Annotated in this window: 16 protein-coding genes and 1 pseudogene; 6 read left to right on the forward strand and 11 right to left on the reverse strand. The window is 48.1% G+C overall.

Features of this window, described 5'->3' with window-relative positions; genetic code table 11:
* Nucleotides 1-416: 416 nt before the first annotated feature.
* The 4 genes from hpaD to QRY16_RS11950 all read left to right on the forward strand — a co-directional run bounded on the left by hpaD (nucleotide 417) and on the right by QRY16_RS11950 (nucleotide 5,165).
* The gene (hpaD, locus tag QRY16_RS11935) at nucleotides 417-1,433 is read left to right on the forward strand and encodes a 3,4-dihydroxyphenylacetate 2,3-dioxygenase (RefSeq protein WP_289776718.1); all 1,017 of its coding nucleotides are present in this window, start codon (nucleotides 417-419) and stop codon (nucleotides 1,431-1,433) included.
* Nucleotides 1,434-1,513: 80 nt separating this feature from the next.
* Nucleotides 1,514-2,749, forward strand: a complete 1,236-nt coding sequence (locus tag QRY16_RS11940) for an MFS transporter (protein WP_289776719.1) — start codon at nucleotides 1,514-1,516, stop codon at nucleotides 2,747-2,749.
* Between the two features lie 48 nt (nucleotides 2,750-2,797).
* Nucleotides 2,798-4,084: an FAD-dependent monooxygenase gene (locus tag QRY16_RS11945; RefSeq protein ID WP_289776720.1), complete on the forward strand. Its 1,287-nt coding sequence runs from the start codon at nucleotides 2,798-2,800 to the stop codon at nucleotides 4,082-4,084.
* Between the two features lie 34 nt (nucleotides 4,085-4,118).
* Nucleotides 4,119-5,165 carry an amidohydrolase family protein gene (locus tag QRY16_RS11950; protein ID WP_289776721.1) on the forward strand — a complete coding sequence of 349 codons (1,047 nt, stop codon included), beginning with the start codon at nucleotides 4,119-4,121 and terminating at the stop codon, nucleotides 5,163-5,165.
* A gap of 315 nt (nucleotides 5,166-5,480) precedes the next feature.
* Here the strand turns inward: QRY16_RS11950 and QRY16_RS11955 are convergent, their stop codons facing one another.
* The 7 genes from QRY16_RS11955 to QRY16_RS11985 all read right to left on the reverse strand — a co-directional run bounded on the left by QRY16_RS11955 (nucleotide 5,481) and on the right by QRY16_RS11985 (nucleotide 11,734).
* On the reverse strand, nucleotides 5,481-6,341 hold the full coding sequence (locus QRY16_RS11955) for a DUF2218 domain-containing protein (protein ID WP_289776722.1): 861 nt from the start codon (nucleotides 6,339-6,341) through the stop codon (nucleotides 5,481-5,483).
* A gap of 223 nt (nucleotides 6,342-6,564) precedes the next feature.
* Nucleotides 6,565-6,951 carry a RidA family protein gene (locus tag QRY16_RS11960; protein ID WP_289776723.1) on the reverse strand — a complete coding sequence of 129 codons (387 nt, stop codon included), beginning with the start codon at nucleotides 6,949-6,951 and terminating at the stop codon, nucleotides 6,565-6,567.
* A 12-nt stretch (nucleotides 6,952-6,963) separates the two neighbouring features.
* A complete protein-coding gene (locus tag QRY16_RS11965) occupies nucleotides 6,964-8,298 on the reverse strand; it encodes a hypothetical protein (RefSeq protein WP_289776724.1) in 1,335 nt (444 codons plus the stop codon).
* 162 nt (nucleotides 8,299-8,460) lie between these two features.
* Complete coding sequence (locus QRY16_RS11970) at nucleotides 8,461-9,678, reverse strand: DUF3500 domain-containing protein (RefSeq protein ID WP_289776725.1); 1,218 nt, start codon at nucleotides 9,676-9,678, stop codon at nucleotides 8,461-8,463.
* A gap of 15 nt (nucleotides 9,679-9,693) precedes the next feature.
* Complete coding sequence (locus tag QRY16_RS11975; protein ID WP_289776726.1) at nucleotides 9,694-10,551, reverse strand: fumarylacetoacetate hydrolase family protein; 858 nt, start codon at nucleotides 10,549-10,551, stop codon at nucleotides 9,694-9,696.
* Complete coding sequence (locus tag QRY16_RS11980) at nucleotides 10,548-10,937, reverse strand: nuclear transport factor 2 family protein (protein WP_289776727.1); 390 nt, start codon at nucleotides 10,935-10,937, stop codon at nucleotides 10,548-10,550. The genes QRY16_RS11975 and QRY16_RS11980 overlap by 4 nt, the downstream gene beginning before the upstream one ends.
* Nucleotides 10,938-10,951: 14 nt before the next feature.
* Nucleotides 10,952-11,734: an SDR family oxidoreductase gene (locus QRY16_RS11985; protein ID WP_289776728.1), complete on the reverse strand. Its 783-nt coding sequence runs from the start codon at nucleotides 11,732-11,734 to the stop codon at nucleotides 10,952-10,954.
* 911 nt (nucleotides 11,735-12,645) lie between these two features.
* Here QRY16_RS11985 and QRY16_RS11990 point away from each other — a divergent pair.
* On the forward strand, nucleotides 12,646-13,293 hold the full coding sequence (locus QRY16_RS11990) for a hypothetical protein (RefSeq protein WP_289776729.1): 648 nt from the start codon (nucleotides 12,646-12,648) through the stop codon (nucleotides 13,291-13,293).
* Complete coding sequence (locus QRY16_RS11995) at nucleotides 13,266-13,958, forward strand: lipopolysaccharide core heptose(II) kinase RfaY (RefSeq protein ID WP_193406186.1); 693 nt, start codon at nucleotides 13,266-13,268, stop codon at nucleotides 13,956-13,958. The genes QRY16_RS11990 and QRY16_RS11995 overlap by 28 nt, the downstream gene beginning before the upstream one ends.
* Nucleotides 13,959-14,065: 107 nt before the next feature.
* On the opposite strand, the gene rfaL is transcribed toward QRY16_RS11995, so the two are convergent.
* The 4 genes and pseudogenes from rfaL to QRY16_RS12020 all read right to left on the reverse strand — a co-directional run bounded on the left by rfaL (nucleotide 14,066) and on the right by QRY16_RS12020 (nucleotide 17,885).
* Complete coding sequence (gene rfaL / locus QRY16_RS12000) at nucleotides 14,066-15,295, reverse strand: O-antigen ligase RfaL (RefSeq protein ID WP_289776730.1); 1,230 nt, start codon at nucleotides 15,293-15,295, stop codon at nucleotides 14,066-14,068.
* Nucleotides 15,296-15,343: 48 nt separating this feature from the next.
* Nucleotides 15,344-16,123, reverse strand: coding sequence for a 3-deoxy-D-manno-oct-2-ulosonate III transferase WaaZ (gene waaZ / locus QRY16_RS12005; RefSeq protein ID WP_289776731.1), 780 nt, complete (start codon nucleotides 16,121-16,123; stop codon nucleotides 15,344-15,346).
* Between the two features lie 19 nt (nucleotides 16,124-16,142).
* Nucleotides 16,143-16,870: pseudogene (rfaY, locus tag QRY16_RS12015) on the reverse strand (lipopolysaccharide core heptose(II) kinase RfaY).
* On the reverse strand, nucleotides 16,845-17,885 hold the full coding sequence (locus QRY16_RS12020; protein ID WP_289776734.1) for a glycosyltransferase: 1,041 nt from the start codon (nucleotides 17,883-17,885) through the stop codon (nucleotides 16,845-16,847). Before QRY16_RS12020 ends, rfaY begins: the two are co-directional and overlap by 26 nt.
* Between the last annotated feature and the right edge of the window lie 6 nt (nucleotides 17,886-17,891).

Consider the following 17,891-nt stretch of genomic DNA (forward strand, 5'->3'; position numbering starts at 1 on the left):
TTAAAAACACGGCAAAACTGGCATTTTTACGCATTACAACACAACAGTCCCCACCACATGCGGCTTTTTCTCGCTACCATTCATGGTTAGGAAAACCAAAAGGGATCGATTCAGTTTCCTAACCATGAACGCTAAACAGCGTTAAAGCGTTAAGCTGCGACACCTCCTTTCCAGCCCAGGGCTCGCGGCTTCCTTTTTCACTTCGCATTCACTTCTTTAAACACAAATTCTGAATTGTGCGCTTGATCGCTCATTTAAACACCTTAATGAGATATATCTATTAACACGATATATCTAAATTTAAAGCATTACGCGTTACCGACGTCAGTAGCGTTAAGACAAAGCGGCTCGCCCCCTCACAGGCTGGTAGCTGATAACAACACTGACATTCCCTTAGTCTGAGAGAGAACACACCCATGCCACAGATTGATGAGTTGGTCCTGGATCCACCCTTTAACGTGACGCGTGCCAGCCACGTTGTACTCAACGTGCGCGACCTTACGGCCAGCAAACTGTTTTACACCGAGTTAATCGGGCTGGTCATCAGTGACGAGGATGATTCCGCCGTCTATCTGCGTGGGCTTGAAGAGCGTGGCCATCATAGTCTGGTGCTACAAAAATCATCTGAAACTACCTGCGCACGTATAGGTATGCGGGTGCGCAATGACGAGGATATTTATAAGGCGCAAGATTATTTCGCCAGCCAGGGCAAAACAGCCACACTGGTGGACGCGCCCTATCAGGGATTGACGTTGCAGGTTAACGATAACGTCGGCGTGCCGCTGGAGCTCTGCGCAGATATGGTGCCCTGTGAGCGTATGCTTAAAAGCTATCAGCACTATCGCGGCGCCTGCGCGCAACGGCTCGATCATTATCAGCTTCAGACGCATGACGTGCGTCAGGCGTGGTCGTTTTATCAGCCACTGGGTTTTCGCGTTAGTGAGTTTACCTATTCGCAGCCGGATAACGCCCCGCAACATTTATGGGGCGTCTGGCTGCAACGCAAAGGTAATCCCCACGATATTGTTTTTACCCAGGGACCCGGACCGCGCCTGCATCACTTTGCTTATACCTTGCCTGACTCCAATGACATGATCCGTGCCTGTGATGTCGCCGGGGCGCTGGGATATTCAACACAACTCGAACGTGGCCCAGGTCGTCATGGCATCAGCGGTGCACTGTTTATTTACTTTCGCGATCCCGATGGTCATCGCATCGAGCTTTTTAATACGCATTATCAACACATCGACCCTGAACCCGCGCTGGGCTGGGATTTGGCCGATCCTAAACGTGCCGACCAGTGGGGTTTACCTGCGCAAAACAAGTGGTTCACCGAAGCCAGTACGTTCACCGGTGTCCCACTGATTCAACCTGATATTCATATTGATCCGCCCACGCTTGAGCGTTTTTTGGCCCTGGCTAACGATGGCTAGCCGCTCAGTTCGCTCGCTGTAAATCAGATAAGTGTCCTGCCTGAACAGGTTGCCGCTAACAGCTATACGGAGAATGGATCATGAGTACCTTAATACAAAGTCCCCTCGTCAGAATTTTAGTGGCTTACGCCCTGGGCGTTATGGCTGCGATGACCGTCAGTGAAGCGGTGACTGAGCTCGGCGCCATCGCCAAAGAGTTTCATGTATTCGAGCACAGCCAGATAGGCCTGATCATGTCATTGCCCTCGTTAATGGTTGCGTTAGGCGCACTGCTGGCTGGTTACATTGTGGATCGTGCTGGCGATCGCATCGTACTGCTGGCCGGCGCAGTGATTATCGTCACAGGCGATCTGTTTGTTGTCGCCGCTCCGGCATTCAACCTGTTACTGGCAGGGCGTATCGTCACCGGTATCGGTTATGTACTCACCGCCGTCGCCGCTGTCACGCTGCTTATTCGCATCACCACCGGAAAGCAACGGAATATGGCCATGGCGCTGTGGTCAACCTTTGTGCCAGCCAGCTTCCTGCTACCGTTTCTGTCCGCGGGTCTTGCGGATCACTTCAGCAACTGGCGTGCAGCCTTTATTGCCCATTCGATATTGACACTTTTACTGGCAGCCGTAGCCATGGTCAGTCTGCCGCGCCGCACCGCTGAGGAGAAAGCACAGTTTTCCCGCACACGGGGACTGCGGAATGTGCTGAGAAGCCCACTGACTTATCTGCTCGGCATTTCATTCGGGGCAGATGCTTTCCTACAGACTGGCATTATCTCGACGCTTGCGCCTTACCTGTCTAAACGCTACAGCGTGCCACTGGTAGACGTGGCGCACTGGAATGTGATGGCGATGGTGTGTAACGGCATTGGCTGCCTGATGGTGGGTGCCCTGCTCAACCGGGGAGTAAAAGCTGCAGCTATTGGGTTTATTGGCTTGTTTCTTACCGGCTTGCCTGCACTGGCAATCTATACCCTGTCGCTGGGATTCATGGTGTCGATAGGTGCTTCATGGCTGTTTATGTTTGGCAGCGGTTTGCTGGTGGGCATGTGGGCGCTGGCACCGGTAGTTGCCCCTTCAAGAGAAAGTATCGGGGCCACCAGCGGCTTAATCACGCAATTCACTTTGGTCGGCGTGTTTTTAGGTCCGCCGTTGTTTATCGCGGCGCAAAGTAATCAGGACCCTCAATCCCTTGCCGTGCTGGTTATCAGTGGCCTGGTGGTGTGTCTGGCGGGCGTGCCGATCTGGCTGCGCGATGTACATCATCACCCCGGTCAGGATAGTAACGCTGCCAAACGCAGCACATTGAAAAGTCACAGTTAATACTCTCCAGACTCTGAAACAGAAGAGCCATTACAAGAGGAAGTTATCATGTTGGATATTGTTATTATTGGTGCCGGCCCCGCCGGGCTGGCGGCCGCCCTGCGCCTGCATCAGCAAGGTTTCCGGCCGCGGTTATTTGAAGCCGTTGCTGAGATTAAACCCCTTGGCGTAGGCGTCGATATCAAGCCTTACGCAGTGAAAGAACTCACTGAGCTGGGCTTATATGAGGCGTTCGTTGCTATTTCAGTAGAAGCCAAGGAGTCCGTTTTCTATACCGGGTACGGGCAGCAGATCTTCGGCGAAAAGTGTGGTCGCCATATGGGCTATGACCATGACCAGCGTTTCGTCCATCGCGGACAGCTACAGATGATGCTGTACAAAGCAGTGCAGGAACGGCTGGGCGCTGATGCCATCACGCTCGGCTGTCGCTGCAGCCATTTTGAGCAGGACGACAATGGCGTAACGGTGCATTTTGATAACCACCTCAATCCTTCCGCACCGCAAAGCGTACGGGCCGATATTGTCATTGGTGTTGACGGTATTCGATCGGTGATACGCAGCAAGCTGTTACCGGGCTCCTCGCGCAGTCATTTCTCAGGCTTAACCTTGTATCGCGGCGTGACGGTCATGCCTCCCTTCAAAACCGGCGGCAGTATTCTGCACATTGGCGATCCGATCCGTCAGGGAACGCTTATCGTCTATCCCATTCAGGATAACGTCGATGGTCAGGGTAATCAGCTGGTGAACTGGGTGATTGAACAGGATGAAAAACCGCAAAGCGAAGAGGACTGGAACCAGGAAACCGGCGTGAAAGAGATCGAGCATGTATTCGACGACTGTAAGCTCGACTTCCTCGACGTCAGTGAAATGATCCGCAACGCACGTGAATGTTACCTGTTTCCGCTTATCGATCATGACCCGCTACCGCAGTGGTCGTTTGGCCGCATTACTCTGCTGGGCGATGCGGCCCATGCCATGTATCCACGCGGGGGTAATAGCGTCTGCCAGGCCTTTGTTGACGCACGCGTTATAGCAGAAAAGCTCGCCAGTATCCCCGATCCGGTCGCCGCCCTGAAAGCGTACGAAAACGAACGTCGTGAAAAAGTGAACTGGCTGGTACTGGCATCACGCGGTGAAGGCCCGGAAGTGGTACGCCGCATCGTCGAAGAACGCAGCGGTGGCCAGCCGTTCGACGACATCGAAAACATCTTCCCTTACGAAGAAGCCCTGTCAATTTTCAGCGAATACCACGCCAAAGCCGGTATGCGCATCCCGACAGAGAAAGAAACTGAGCAACCGGGCAAGTACAAGTCGGTTTTTAGCACACAAAAATAATTTCCCTACTTAACAAAACTGAAAGGAATGGACTATGAGCAAAATTATTGATGCCAACATGCACTGGCTGCCGGGCGAATTGTTTTCCGATCGCAAGCTGCTGAATTCTTTTCTCGATTGCGTGCCAAAACAATACGGCGTGCATACCCGCGTAGAAAAAATTGAAGGTAAAGATCTCAGCCAGCTCATTATCGAGCAACCTAAAGGTTACGTGAACCTGAACTACGCGGAAGGCCAATATACGCTGGAAAGTCAGCTGGCTGATATGGAAAAAGCGGGTGTTGACCACGCCATTTTTCGTTTACCGGTATGGCAAGAATGGCTGGATCTTGAGACCTGTAAAGAGGTCAATACCCGCATGGCGGAATACGTTAAACGCAGCGAAGGTAAAATGTCTGCGCTGGCGGTTGTGCCGCCGTGGGGAACCGAAGATTGCCTGCGTGAAGTTGATCGCTGTCTGAATCAGCTCGGTTTTCGCGGCGCGCAGATTGTGGCGCATTATGGTCAGATTTATCTCGACGATGCGGCGTTTCGCCCTTATCTGAAATTCCTAAACGATCTGAATGTGCCGGTTGTGGTCCATCACACGCCGTTGCCGGTAGATTTTAACTCCGTCTTGCCTTACACCAACCAGCGCCGTCAGTTTGGTCGCTGCGTTGATCAGGCTACCGCTGTGGGTCGTGAATTATTCAGCGGCATGTTTGATGAACTGCCGAACCTACGCTTTATTCACTCTATGCTGGGCGGTGCATTTTATGCCTTTGCAGACATGCTGGTGCCACCACAGCATCAGTTCAATGATGCCGTAGACCGTTTTCAGACGGGTACGGGCAATCTACGCGCGCAGCTTAACAATAATATTTTCTTTGATACGTCTGGCGCACCGCAATGGGGCAAGGCACAGCTGGAAGCAGCGGTGAAGGTCATTGGCGGCAAAAATATCCTTTACGGCAGCTCTTATCCCATCCGGAAGGACTGGTTTTTTAAAGGCATTGAGACGATTCAGGGGCTGGACATCAGCGAACATGATAAATCCAACATTCTGGGAGGCAACGCTGCACGCCTTTTCGGGCTGGAGTAATGCGTAACGGCGCTGCATCAACGCCGTAAAACCTCTGTAATTTACTTACTGCTCAGTCATCATGCTGGGAGCGGCGGGCTTCTGCTCGCCGTATTTCCCCCCAGGCTAGCCAAATGGAATTATCAACCTCTTGAAAAATTTAGACATTATCCGTTTCGCTCTCTTAATCACAGGAGAAAAAAACACGGTTTTTCAGGATGCAAATAACATGCCGGCCCACTTCAGCGAGCGCTGAGTGAGGTGGTTACCTTTACCCGCAGTAATAAAGGCCCGGCGTGCAAAGGTAAAAGATGCCGGTCACTGCGTCGTTTTGCTTTAGGCTGGCTGCCAGCTAACTTCCAGCGTTTCACGCACGGCCGCTTCTTCCAGATGGCGCACCAGGATATGTTGCATCTCCATCAGCTTTTCCTGATTTGGCGCGGTCAGGCTGACGTGAAAGATCCCTTCCTGCGCTTCCATCCGCACTTCTCCCATACTCATGCGAAAATGACCGCTGTTTTCATCAGTAACTACCGGCGTACGGTGCTGAAAATGGCTACACAGGCGCTGCAGAAAACGTTCACCGTTCGGTGTCACAATATCCGCAACACATTTCACGGCACCCTCATGCAGCACAGGGGCTTTAAGCAAGGCTTCAATTTGGCTGGCGGCGACGTGAATGATACTGCCCATGCGCACCACGATGTCGTCCGCAACCGGCTCCATTTTGGCGCGCAGACTTAATGCACGCTTCAGGTGATCCATCGCATCAACAATAGCCTGGGGGGATTTACCCTGTCCTTTCGGCCCCGCTCGTGCCATCAGCATATCAATAGCGTTTTTATTGGCGCTGAGAAACGCATTACCTTCGGCAGTAATGCTGTAACGCTTGCGGCCGCCCTTCTCTAAATCGATTTCGGTATAGCCGCGATCGTAAAGCCAGGTTAATGCAGGATAAAGCACGCCGGGGCTGGGTTTGTAAGTGCCGCCTAACCGATCATTCACGGCGTGAATCAGCTCGTAGCCGTGACTAGGCTGTTTAGCGATAATTGCCAGCAGTAAAAGACGTAACTCACCATAATCGAAGGCGCGCGTGCGGCGACCCGGTTTGCTGCGGGTTTGCACTTCTGTCACTTCGGTTGGCCCGGTTGTCAGATCGTTTTCACTCTTACCCGAACGGCGTTTTTGCACCATCATTACCCCGCATGAATAAACCCACATAATTGCTGGGCCAAACTATATCTAAATTGTCGTCATACACCAAGCTGATGCGCCAAATAATGAATATTTTCAACCTATTTCGCTGGCTGGGATCGCATTTTTTTCGCTAATTTCGATTGTTTACCGCACAGGTAATATAGCAGGCAATAGAGAGAAAGGCGTGGACAGGCATAATGCTGGCCACGCCTGAAGTGGCGGGTTAATGATCCAGCACTGCGACGAAATCGCACTGGATTAAAATATTACCGCTGAAGCTGCCGTCCAGCGTATGACGCGCCGGTCGCGAGTGTATATCCGGGAAGGCGCGTTCCCAGTAACGGTTTACAACTTCACGCTGAGATTTATCGTTCATCCACAGCGTCATTTTGATGACATCCGCCAGCGAGCCACCTGCTGTTTCAACGATACTCTGGACGTGTATGAACATCAGTTCGCACTGGCGATCCAGACTCGCTGGTACCTGCTGCGTGACACCGTCACGACCATAAATCACGCCTGAATAGAGCATCGCGCCAATGCGGCACGCTGCCGGAATGGGGTTAGCGTGCGGAAAGGCGTCAATGTAAATACTTCGCCGGTTAGTCATAGCCTCTCCTGCTTAATAGTCGTCATCGGCCATTTTTCCGCCAAAGCGATACACCAGACGCAGCCGCTCGGCGTGGTAGTTGCCGGTCACTTCAGACGGCGAGTGCACATAGTCGAACTCAAATTCCAGATGCAGGCGCGGCGTCAGGTTATAACCGAGGATCATAAATGCTGCGTTAATGTCTTCAGCAGGCAAGGGATAGTAAATGCCGGTAGAATCTTTCAGCTCCAGGCGGGTAATGCCGAAAACGCCTAAATATCGCTCGTCGTGATAAGCATAACGCAGCGCAAACGCGTTGCCGGGCTGGTTGGTCGTCACCATAGAGACCAGCGGCTGACCACTCTCAAGCGGCGTGTGATCATAAATACCGTAGCTGTAAGGCGCGAAAAAACCTCCGCTGAGAAAGGCGTCCTCTTTTGACGGCACATGCGTGGCGGCGAAATAAATATCGTGGTTGCGCGAACGCAGGCCGATGCGTCCAGAATAAAGATCGGTATTGATATTGTGATAGGGAGCCGCCTGATCGTTAGCATCCCATTCATGCAGGTATTGAATGCCCCAGTATGGCGTCCAGTTACCGAACTTCAGACTTTCAACCGGAAGCTTTAGCCCGCCATAACCCAGTTGTGCCCTTTTATCGAAGTTGTAATACCAGGCCTCAGCGGTAGTATTCCAGAACTGTCCATAACGCAGGCCCAGGGTGGTAAAGCCATCGCTGTCTACGGATGGTATGCTGGTATCTTCAATTTCAGGGCTGCCGGCATCGCCTTTTACAAACTGATCCGAACTCAGCGGCTTAAAACGATAAATTCGGTAGGCATTGAATTTAAAATCGCCTTTTTGGTTTAACGCATAGCTACCGCCGAAGCCCTGATAAAGCGCCGGGATCATCGTCCAGCCTTCACCTTCGTTGGCGAATGGCGTGTCCAGTCCAATGCGACCCGCTTGCAGATCAAGCCCGTAACCCTGATAGCGAAGAAATGCTTTGCCGAGCACCGTGACGTTGTCCGAGGGTAAATAAATCTCCGTTTTTTCCACATCCGATGAGTTTAGCCCGAGGTTATAAGCGCCATAAGCTCCCAGGCCGACGCTAAAACCTCCAATACTCGGGCTGCGATACTGAATATCACCCCCCACCGAACTGGTGCGTTTATTCGGTAATGTTCCGCTAAATTCCTTGAAGTACGTCATGGTTTTTAGCTCGCCAGAAATATTTCCCTGTGTCAGCCAGTCGTTAAAATTGTCCGTATCGGTTGCGGGTGATGCATCGGCATGACAGAGCCCGCAGCACAACGCCAGAGGCGCTACGGTTAATGCAGCAATTTTGGAATTTTTATAGAGACGCATTGCCAGATAACCTCGTATCAGTTTGTAGGGTTTATCACTTTTTTGACACAGGGAAGCTCGCCGTTTCTGTTGAGAAACGGTTGCTTTGCGCTGTGGGTTATCCGGGCAAAACGACGTCACCCGGTACGACGAGTGTTCAGACGCAGCGGCCTGATGTAAGTTTTACAACTGCGCCAGCAGGGCCTTGCCGTAATCGTTGCCGTTAGGAATGCGAGTAATCGTGTGGATATGAAAGCGTGCTGGCTGTTCATTGGTTAACCACATGCCGCTGTGGTGATCAAATTCCAGCATTACCACCGGGCTCTGGATGCGGTAGTAAAATACGTCATCATCGCCGCAGCCACCAATCCAGCTCCACCATGTTTCATCAAGATAATGTTCAATCAGCTTTAGCCGCGCCTGGTACGGTGCATCAGGCAGAAAGCCGAGGAATACCCCGATCGTCGCCATCAAGGCAGCTTTTTGTGATGGGCTAAATTCAGCCACGCAGATGCCTTCTGACGGGATAATCCGATTGTCCTGAAAGGCACCGCCGAGGTGACGCTGATCGGCAAAGTTGAAACGCTCCGGCGGCATTGCCGGATCTTCCATCAATGCATAAACGGTTGCGCGTGTCTGTTGCTCGCTACTCAGCGATTGCATTAGCGCCAGGCCGTGTTGTTCCTCAGCGGTGAACAGTACGCAATCGCTCTCGTCGCCGCGTGCAATGACATTAGGCTCTACGCCCATAAAAGTCGGCGCAATCACCAACTGACGGCCAATCATGAAACAGCAGAACGCGACGTGATGGCCATAAATGCTCCACCCCCAGGGCTGGGTGGTCGATGGTTCGCCAAACAGTAAAAAGTGGAAGCTCCAGCGGTTCATAATGTGTGTCAGATCGTAGAGTTCACCGAGAAAATGGTTGGCGTCCATTAACTGTTGTACTTTGTGAAAGCCGCGCTCACTGGTGCAGCTTCGCAGCAGTTGCCAGAAGGCTTCCCGGCTCTGCGGCGCTGTCTTTTCAAGACGCAGACCGAAATCGTTAAATGGAATCTCCGGGTTGTACCAGGCACGCCACTCTCTGGCATCAATGGCGTATCGCGCTTGCGCCTGTTGCGATTCGTCCAGCGTGACAAGTAGCGCCTGCGCCGCCGCTACCGCCTCTTCCACGGCGAATCCTTCATCCTGCAAGGTAAAAAGATCAGGTTTTATCTCGCCATCCGTGGTGATCCCGCGAAAAGTCTCATCCAGCATTGTTTGCCAGTGCGCTTTAAGTTTTTGCGCTTTTTCAGTAGCCAGCATGCGCTCGCTGTAGGTAGGCAAATCGACGCCGCGCGCCAGCGCGATGCGCGGGGCATCGGCAGGCATTAAATAATCTCGAAAATCTTGACTGCTCATAGAGCCTCCCAGGATTTAGTAAGATGCCGTTTCTGCTATTACGTGATTTTCGATATAACCGAGACGTTCTATCTCAAGCCGCATCACATCCCCCGGCTTCAGGAAACGTCCGGTTGGCGCACCAATACCCGATGGCGTGCCTGTGGCAAGAATGTCACCCGGTTCAAGCGTCATTACTGTAGAGAGATATTCAATCTGGCTATAAATGTCGTAAATCATGTCGCCCGTGCCTGAGTGCTGACGGAGCTCGTCATTTACGTACAGCTTCATATCCAGATTAAGTGGATCGGCGATTTCATCGGCGGTGGTAAGCCAGGGGCCAATGGGGCCATGAGTATCGAAGGATTTTCCCAGCGTGAAGGTAGGTGATTTATGCAGCCAGTCTCGCGCGGAAACGTCATTGACAATTAAATAGCCAGCAATAACGGATGCAGCATCGCTGGCTTTCACATGTCGACAACGTGAGCCAATCACAACACCCAGCTCCACTTCATAATCCATCTTTTCACTGGCGTCAGGTTTAACAACCGGCGCAAAGGGGCCGTTGATGCAGGACACTTGTTTGTTAAACCACATCTGGCTCTGCGGAATGGGAATACCGGCCAGGCGTGCCTCTTCCGCATGTTTACGGTAATTCATCCCGATACCTAAAAATTTCTGCGCATCGTGAACAGGCGCTTCCAGCTGTACCGCCGGGAGCGGAAAAGCTGGCCCGCAGGCCTCTTCCAACGCGGCCCTCAGATCAGGCAAATCAGTCAGAAGCTGCCTCATCGAATCACTCACGCCTGCAATAGTGGAAAGATCAATGACCTGTTCGCCAACGACTTTGCCGATGCGCGTATGCCCCTTCTCGGTAAAACGTACCAGTTTCATGCTGTGTTCCTTTCCTGAATAGGAGTGAGTTGCGACAGGATAATTTTCCAGCCAGATACCGCACGCCGCAGCACCAGGGTCGAAAAGCCGTAGCGGACTTTTTCTTCTCCACTCTCAAGTAAACGCACCGTATTGCATGTCGGCCCGGTGAGAATGGCGATGTCTCTGTGAATCGTAATTTGCGGCTCCGCGCGTGCGATAGCGACAAACCCGCCCATGCGTTCAACGTGATTTAGAAACTGCGATTTGCTGTGAACCATGCCGGTGCTGTGGATGTGAATCAGATCGTCAGCCAACAGGTTTTCCAGCGTGGCAAGGTCCGCCTGAATGAGTGCGCGCTGACGGCGGGACTCTGTCTCCAGCAGTGCTTTTATATCCGGGCTCATTTTCTCTCCTTAACTCAAATCAGCCCATCATATGAGCCGCCGTCCAGTTGCAGAATTTGACCAGAAATAAAGGAAGCCTGGCGACTACAGAGAAAGGCGCAGGCAGCGCCAAACTCCTCGGGTGAACCATAGCGCCCGGCGGCAATGGACTGCTCGTTGCGCCGGCGTGCTTCGTCGCGATCAAGATTTTCGTTCTTTATCAGGCGTTGCAGCATAAATTCCTGACGCGGCGTATCGATACGTTCAGGCAGCAGGTTATTTAGCGTAACGTTATCTTTAGCAACGTCGCGGCTGATGGCTTTACATATCGCCGTGAGTGCGGTACGCGCAGAGGTTGATAACCCCATCATGTAATGTGGCGATTTCACCATGGCGGAGGTGATATTGACGATGCGGCCAAATCCTCTTGACTGCATACCCGGAATCCAGGCGCGGATGAGTTGAACGGCAGGAATAAAGTTGGCCTCCATAGCAATGCGTAATGCCATTTCGTGCCAGTCTTGCAATGCCCCAGGCTGGGGGCCGGCGTTGTTAGTGATAAGAATATCAACGTGTGGTAGCGCAGTGAGGATTGCTGCCCTGCCCTCTTCCCGCGTCAGATCGGCGACAATAAAATTAACGTTAATGTCAGGGAATTTCACCGCCAGGGTGCGTGTAACCTCCGTCAGCTTACTGACGTCACGCCCGTTTATCGTAATGTTAACCCCTTCAGCTGCCAGCGCTTTCGCGCAGGCCAGGCCCAGCCCCTGTGACGACGCGCAGATAAAGGCGATTTTGCCCCGAATACCCAAATCCATGATCTCTCCTGCCGAATGAACGGTGTGTTGAAAGCAAAGGTATACGGCAACGGCAGCATAATGAGCTGACGACAACATGTCGCACCATAAAAAATAGATATATCTGTAATTGCGATATGTCTAGATAATGCCCTGCTCTGCCCAACAAAACTCAGAAGTGGATCACGGAACAATCACGGCTAGCTGTATTCAATTTTTTACGCAATGGCAAGGTTGTTTTTAGTTGTCTGAACAGACTGGCAAGGACAGCTTGTCATGCTCTGGCTTCGTGTGTATTTATTGCGGAAAAGATCTAAAAACGGTTCGAGGGCGGCTGACTATAAAGAATGGATTAACAGTGAGTTAACAGCGTAGATGATTCCAAAATCCTGCCCGTTATTGTTGCAACAATTTAAATATGTTGAGAGGTAAAATAGTGGAGATAATCCATAGCTGTTTAAACAATAACGAAACGGGTGAAGCCATTATTCTGCTAAATACAGTCGCGGCGAGAAGAGCTTATGATACATCGAAGGAGATGATGATTAACTTCCTAAAAAATCGGGAAATAAAAGATTATTTTCTGCCTTCATGCTGTCACGCTACAGGATAAGCCTGTGGTTATGCAAAACGTGATAGCACTATTTTTAAACAAAATTTAGAAAGCCTCACCCTGTAATATAAAAATATATTTATAACATTGTGGTTATTTTTTATCACGCTAGCAAAGCACGTTTTTTCAACCTCTTATCTGTATAAAACATGTCTCTGACAGAATTTCAGCGGTAAAACCTTTGCGTCTCACCTGTCCATTAAACAGCACGAAATGCTAATGAAGCATCGACTAAAAGGCAAAACAGCACATAAAAGCAAGGGTTGCATTTACAAAAAAATATAATTCTTTGCAAATGTTTAATATGAAAACCCTTTCCATGAAATTTGATACTTCATATCACCCGGGCTTCTTTGCTGTCTTGTTGCTTCCTGTCATTTTCATCGTCGTGCGTATTTTTAACGACTCGCTTTTCGACGCTTTACAGGTCAACGTAATTGAATCAGCGCAGGCTGTCTGGTTGTTATTCTGCTGCCTGTTTACGCTGGCTTATATGAAGCCATGGCAACGTTTAAATTCAAAACGTATGTTCTGGCTATGGGCTGCGCAATGGTGGCTGATGCTGTTTGGCCGCAGCATAAGCTGGGGACGTGACATTTTCCCTCATCATCCTCACTGGATTTTCAGGACGCTTTCAGTCGTCTGGATTGCGCCATTGATTATTATGCTGCTCTCGAAAGATTTAAGAGATGAGTTAAAACAAAAACTCCATACGGAGGCATTTCCTGTGCTCTATTTCGCATTATCGCTGGTGTGCTTTCTTATTTCTGACACCGTTGAGCACAAGCGAGCCTTATATTTTATATTTGTTGCCAATAAACACTATCAGGATATTACGGAAGAGCTTTATGAACTTCCGTTTATGCTTGCTCTTTTTCAGACAGCCTGGCATTTCATGAAAGCAGATAAAAAATCATTAAAAATAGAAGGATATAAAATATGCGCGTCAGAAGAAGTTACCGAGTAATTGATGACAATCATTTATATCAGGCCATCCTTAATAAGTTTTTTAACGGCCAGCTTGAGGCGATCGAAATTTTTCGTAGCGACAGAGATACCAAAGTTTTTAGCATTCAGGAAGGCCTGAAAAAATACGTTGTTAAGGTAATAGTCAAAAAACGTAAAAAACTTTTTTACAGAGCCTTAGCAAGAATAAAAAGTGATCCTTATTTTAATCTGGTTAACATTACGCACAGAATGCTTGCCTCTGATTGTCATGTTGCTTGCTGTCATTATGCAGTGGCTCGCGGAAAGCAACATAACGAGTATGCTGTGATCGTCATGGAGCATATAAAGGGGAATAATCTTCGTTCAGCCAAAATTGAACTTTCTGCTCATCGTGATGAGATTATCAAAAGTGTAACAACCCTGCACAGGCTATGCGCTTTCTCTTCTGATATTAGTCGTGAAAATGTGCTGATCACGGATAACGGCATTCGATTCATTGATATTTCAGGAAAAAAGGCGACGCGTTTTCGCCGAAATAATGACTGGTATGATCTTGAGCACCGTTTGGGAATTAAGCGCAGCGTAACGAACCTGTCATATAAGTTTTTTATGACGCAGAAGAAACTGAAATCCTGGACCAAAGCCGTGAAAAAGGGTTCCGAAAGGCATAAGCTAGCGAGCTGATCTTTATCTATGTAGTAATGCAACGCCCCGCCGGTGTTTCGCATCCCGTTATTTATTGACAGAAAAGTTGCAGTGATTACAGAATCACTGCAACTTTTTTATTGATATTACGCGTCAGAGGATCGCGGCCGTGGAGCAGAAAGGCCGATCAATAGCGCCATAAGTAGTGAGAAGTTATCAAAATTCGATAGCTCCACCACGCCTCGTACTAAATAAGCCGAACTGGCGATCAGGATGATACTTAACCATGCATACTGGATTTCATGGCGCGTATTTTTCCAGTGCTTATAGGATGTCCGGAAAAGCACTGTAAAAAACAGAATAAGTGTTGCCAGGCCAGGGACACCGCCAGAAAACCAAAAAGAGAGATACATATTATGAGGGCTAATCGGTTCACGGAAAAACCAGCCAGGGTGCGAGGGTAAGTTCAGCGCATAAGCCTTGAGGTAAACCTTATCTCCTAGTCCATAACCAATGACCGGATTTTTCAGAATCATATCCAGACCTGCTCCCTGCGTTCCCGCGCCAAAACGCTCGCTGCTGCCTGTCTGTTGAAGTTTATGACTAACCAGCTCCGTCTGTTTAAGATTGAATAAGGATAACGCAATCAAAAGACAAGTGCCTGCTCCGAGTACCAGTGAGCAAAATTTCCAGCGACGCATGAAAAAGCACCATAACAGAAACAACGTAAAAATAGAGAGCCAGGTTCCTCTTTGTAAGGTGCCTAACATGAGAAAAATATACACCGCCGCTGCAATCACTGCACAGATAAGGAATGCAGGCGTTTTCTTCAAAGAAAGCCATAATAAGGCTGGCAGGGTAAAGATAAGCGCATCAGTAATAAACCGATGCTCATAATTAGTAAAAGGCATTACACCATGGCGATACTCAACAATATATATATAAGCTTCCGATATAGCTAAAACAATAAAGAGAATAAGCAAGCTTTGCAGCCAGGTGCGAGCAAGTTGCTGCGCAGATAATTTCAGCAATAAGACAGAAACAAATAATGGCAGCAGGAAATTTGCAAACAGTATATGCTGATTAAAATATTTCAGACTCAGATGAACGTCTATGGAAATCAATGTAGAATAAAGACCATAAACAAGCATTAAGAGCGGTAAAAATAGCCTGACTGGCGTGAAAATTGTTCTCAAAACAGACTTATCTATCCAGATAATCGTTATGGCGGTGATTAAAATAGCGATGTGAACAGCATGTTTATAACGCGTAATTCCGTCAAAGAAATAGGTGACACTGAACAATATAAAAAGCAGTCTCTGCCAGTTTTCAGCCAGGCTTTCCTTTCGTGAAAACAGAGACAATGCGCCTTCCATAAACTCCCCTTAAATATTTTCGTAGTATTCAGATTTTAACATGTGATTTTAATCAGGTATGTCCAGCTGTTGTAAATCGATAAGCGGAATATCTTTATAAGGTACTGAGGTTTCTAATGAGAGAGTAAATAAAGGAGGATTAATGCGCTCCCGCATAAAAGTGAACAGAGGCAAAATTTTATCAAGATCCTGCTGTAACTCAGTCACCAGTTTTGATGAAGCAGATTTATCGTAAAATCGCTTAAATGACCCAGACAGATCCAGCCCTGCGCAAATTATTTTTTCATAACGTAACGAATAAGCCATCTGCATACAGGCGTAAGCTACTGTTTTACAATTGCAATATCCTATTGAAATATCTTTGGAAAAACCCAAAATTCTTTTTTTACGTGATAACGGAACATACATCACAACGTCAGGATGTCGCTGGCAATATAACCAGAACTTTAATTTTTTTATTGGCCCGGCTTTTTCCCGCTTATAAAGCTCATGAATGATATAACAGCGTTCCGCAAGCCATGTTTTCTTATCTGCTGGCGCTTTGGCATAAACATCTTCATTGATTACGCAGTAATCGCTTAGCTCAACATTACGTTCAAACTCACTTTGCCGTGATGTGATAAAACGAATGTCCGTCACCATATAGATGAAAGGATGAATTCCATTTTCAATCAGCCACGAAGCAGAGCCATTTACCGCGATAACATCATTACTGGCCAGCAGTGACAAAGGTGTTTTGACAGCACTGGGACCGGAAAGAAAGATGATGACATTTTTAGCCCGCACCTGGCTTCTTACCTGCTTGAGGGCTTGCTTGTTAAAAATCACTCTCGCCACCTGACTCTGTTTATTTACCTTTTAATGCCAGTTTAAACGCCTTGAACCGCTTGCGGAACTGGGACTTCTTTTTCACCCAATGATAAAAGAAGCCCTTATGGAATGCATTAATGCCTAAATGTCGTTCTAAGTCGATGTAATCCTTGGCAATTCTCATCTTATTGATCTTCTTGCCCGACAGATCTATAAGCCTTAACCCGTTATCAGAGATAATGAAGTTTCCTTTATGCGGATCCCCCGAAACCATACCATTTTCATGCAAACATGAAATAATTGAGACAATTTCTTTTTTAACTCTTCAGGTACGGTGTGATATAAGCTCAGTTCCTGACCGGGTATGTACTCAATCAACATAATGAACAAGCTGGCATAATTAAATATCTTTTTCTCTGCCAGAAGGTAAAAATCGTTCTGGAATTGTACGCCCTTTGACCATAGCTCATCGGTTTTTTTCATTAGATTGAGATAATAGTCCCCTTTGATAAATGACTTCAGAAACCGCTCAAGTTGTTTCTCTTTGGGCTTAAAAACTTTCAGTACATACAGCTTTAATTCAAAATTAACCAATACAACTTTCGTATCTTCAATATTTCGGAAAACTTCTTCTACTGTCAGGCGGTTGTGAATAAAATCCGCAAAGACCCTTTTATAGTCCTCACCCTTTCCTTTGGTGTAAATAACGTAATCATCACATTTGGTTTTAACCAACATGTTAAGCTCCAACTCGTTTAGCGACATGTAAAAATTTTTTCAGTAGATATAAACTGAAATAGCTTATCATTTTGGCTGTTCTTTTCTGTTTTTTCATATGAAGATAAGCATAACGGTAATGCATTGGAGTAGTTGGCTGCATTGAGGCCATATCCTGCCAGGGTGAGTTCGCCAGCGCGTGCCAGAACGGTTTACATTCCTGATATTTTTCCGCCCATGAAAACCAGGGTTTTGTGGGACCAATATAGTGAATTAGCGCGGCGCTATTAATATCTTGCTGTGTAGTATTTTTCAGTAACCGATTGATACTAAACTGAACGTTATATCGACTATCTAAAGGCAGAACGTTATTCAACAGAGTAAGATTGAACAGATCCTGATCGTAAAAAGTTAACCGTTTTACCACGTCGCTATCACTAAGCAGATCTAATATCTGTTGTGTGATATTTAAGCCAGCCCATTTTCTCAGGTCGAAATAAATGACACCTGTATTGAAGTAACCCGATGTAAGCCCCGCGCAGTTCAGTTTGCTGGCGCGCTCTTGCCACCATTCACCGCCACGTTCATGCACGGCACCTGCAATTTTTCCCTGCAGGTCCAGATGGGTGAAAATATCGAGGCTTCCGTTACAAATTACATCCGAATCAAGATAAAGAAGCGTATCCATTCTACTGGCCAGATAGTCAGCCATTAAAAAACGATAGTAGATAGCTGTAGACCATAGCTTGTTCGTTGGCAGCGTTTTCTGATCGTCTTCATTTACTCGCAAGATACTGACCAGATGACCATACTGTTGTGAAAATTGTTCTATTTTCTTAAGGCCAATCTGGCAGTTGTCATTAATGAAAATGAAAAAATGGATGGCTATATTTTTATTATGCTGCATCACTGATGCCATTGAAGCCAGACAACCCGCTAAAAAAAATTCATCGGCACCATAAGCAACGCGAAGCGCAACGCTTTCTTCCTCTATGCTCAGCGGATTAATAACGTCTTCTGATGTCACTTGCAGGCTTAATTTTTGAACATCGTTATTTTTCATAAGATG

The sequence above is a fragment of the Mixta mediterraneensis genome (genome assembly GCF_030283135.1).
GTDB lineage: Bacteria > Pseudomonadota > Gammaproteobacteria > Enterobacterales > Enterobacteriaceae > Pantoea > Pantoea mediterraneensis.

What these genes read in the sequence shown, in the direction of transcription:
- QRY16_RS11960 (WP_289776723.1), bottom strand. Translation starts at nt 6,951, where the DNA reads ATGACTAACCGGCGAAGTATTTACATTGACGCCTTTCCGCACGCTAAC.
- QRY16_RS11950 (WP_289776721.1), top strand. Translation starts at nt 4,119, where the DNA reads ATGAGCAAAATTATTGATGCCAACATGCACTGGCTGCCGGGCGAATTG.
- QRY16_RS11995 (WP_193406186.1), top strand. Translation starts at nt 13,266, where the DNA reads ATGCGCGTCAGAAGAAGTTACCGAGTAATTGATGACAATCATTTATAT.
- QRY16_RS11985 (WP_289776728.1), bottom strand. Translation starts at nt 11,734, where the DNA reads ATGGATTTGGGTATTCGGGGCAAAATCGCCTTTATCTGCGCGTCGTCA.
- QRY16_RS11980 (WP_289776727.1), bottom strand. Translation starts at nt 10,937, where the DNA reads ATGAGCCCGGATATAAAAGCACTGCTGGAGACAGAGTCCCGCCGTCAG.
- hpaD (WP_289776718.1), top strand. Translation starts at nt 417, where the DNA reads ATGCCACAGATTGATGAGTTGGTCCTGGATCCACCCTTTAACGTGACG.
- QRY16_RS11970 (WP_289776725.1), bottom strand. Translation starts at nt 9,678, where the DNA reads ATGAGCAGTCAAGATTTTCGAGATTATTTAATGCCTGCCGATGCCCCG.
- QRY16_RS11940 (WP_289776719.1), top strand. Translation starts at nt 1,514, where the DNA reads ATGAGTACCTTAATACAAAGTCCCCTCGTCAGAATTTTAGTGGCTTAC.
- QRY16_RS11990 (WP_289776729.1), top strand. Translation starts at nt 12,646, where the DNA reads ATGAAATTTGATACTTCATATCACCCGGGCTTCTTTGCTGTCTTGTTG.
- rfaL (WP_289776730.1), bottom strand. Translation starts at nt 15,295, where the DNA reads ATGGAAGGCGCATTGTCTCTGTTTTCACGAAAGGAAAGCCTGGCTGAA.
- QRY16_RS11965 (WP_289776724.1), bottom strand. Translation starts at nt 8,298, where the DNA reads ATGCGTCTCTATAAAAATTCCAAAATTGCTGCATTAACCGTAGCGCCT.
- QRY16_RS12020 (WP_289776734.1), bottom strand. Translation starts at nt 17,885, where the DNA reads ATGAAAAATAACGATGTTCAAAAATTAAGCCTGCAAGTGACATCAGAA.
- QRY16_RS11955 (WP_289776722.1), bottom strand. Translation starts at nt 6,341, where the DNA reads ATGATGGTGCAAAAACGCCGTTCGGGTAAGAGTGAAAACGATCTGACA.
- QRY16_RS11945 (WP_289776720.1), top strand. Translation starts at nt 2,798, where the DNA reads ATGTTGGATATTGTTATTATTGGTGCCGGCCCCGCCGGGCTGGCGGCC.
- QRY16_RS11975 (WP_289776726.1), bottom strand. Translation starts at nt 10,551, where the DNA reads ATGAAACTGGTACGTTTTACCGAGAAGGGGCATACGCGCATCGGCAAA.